Annotated in this window: 1 rRNA gene; it reads left to right on the forward strand. The window is 52.1% G+C overall.

Annotated elements, in window-relative coordinates:
* Positions 1–226 precede the first annotated feature (226 nt).
* Positions 227–1,013 (forward strand): 16S ribosomal RNA (locus tag BZL41_RS13085); the annotation flags it as partial.

Genomic DNA, 1,013 nt, shown 5'->3' on the forward strand with positions numbered 1-1,013 from the left:
AGCTTGACAGTAGGAAGGGCTGCTGTAGAATGCGCGGCCTCGGTTGAGACGAAAGCCTTGATCGAAACGTTCTTTAACAACTGAATCAAGCAATTCGTGTGGGTGCTTGTGCAGTAAGACTGGTAGTCGACAGATTATCAGCAACACAAGTAACACTCGTGAATTCGAGAGTTTATTTGCGATTGCTGAGCCAAGTTTAGGGTTTTTTCAAAACCCAAGCAGTATTGAACTGAAGAGTTTGATCATGGCTCAGATTGAACGCTGGCGGCAGGCCTAACACATGCAAGTCGAGCGGCAGCGGGTCCTTCGGGATGCCGGCGAGCGGCGGACGGGTGAGTAATGCCTAGGAATCTGCCTGGTAGTGGGGGATAACGCGGGGAAACTCGCGCTAATACCGCATACGTCCTACGGGAGAAAGTGGGGGACCTTCGGGCCTCACGCTATCAGATGAGCCTAGGTCGGATTAGCTAGTTGGTAGGGTAAAGGCCTACCAAGGCGACGATCCGTAACTGGTCTGAGAGGATGATCAGTCACACTGGAACTGAGACACGGTCCAGACTCCTACGGGAGGCAGCAGTGGGGAATATTGGACAATGGGCGAAAGCCTGATCCAGCCATGCCGCGTGTGTGAAGAAGGTCTTCGGATTGTAAAGCACTTTAAGTTGGGAGGAAGGGCAGTAAGTTAATACCTTGCTGTTTTGACGTTACCGACAGAATAAGCACCGGCTAACTCTGTGCCAGCAGCCGCGGTAATACAGAGGGTGCAAGCGTTAATCGGAATTACTGGGCGTAAAGCGCGCGTAGGTGGTTCAGCAAGTTGGATGTGAAATCCCCGGGCTCAACCTGGGAACTGCATCCAAAACTACTGGGCTAGAGTACGGTAGAGGGTGGTGGAATTTCCTGTGTAGCGGTGAAATGCGTAGATATAGGAAGGAACACCAGTGGCGAAGGCGACCACCTGGACTGATACTGACACTGAGGTGCGAAAGCGTGGGGAGCAAACAGGATTAGAT

This window comes from Pseudomonas sp. PIC25, assembly GCF_002286785.1.
GTDB lineage: Bacteria > Pseudomonadota > Gammaproteobacteria > Pseudomonadales > Pseudomonadaceae > Pseudomonas_M.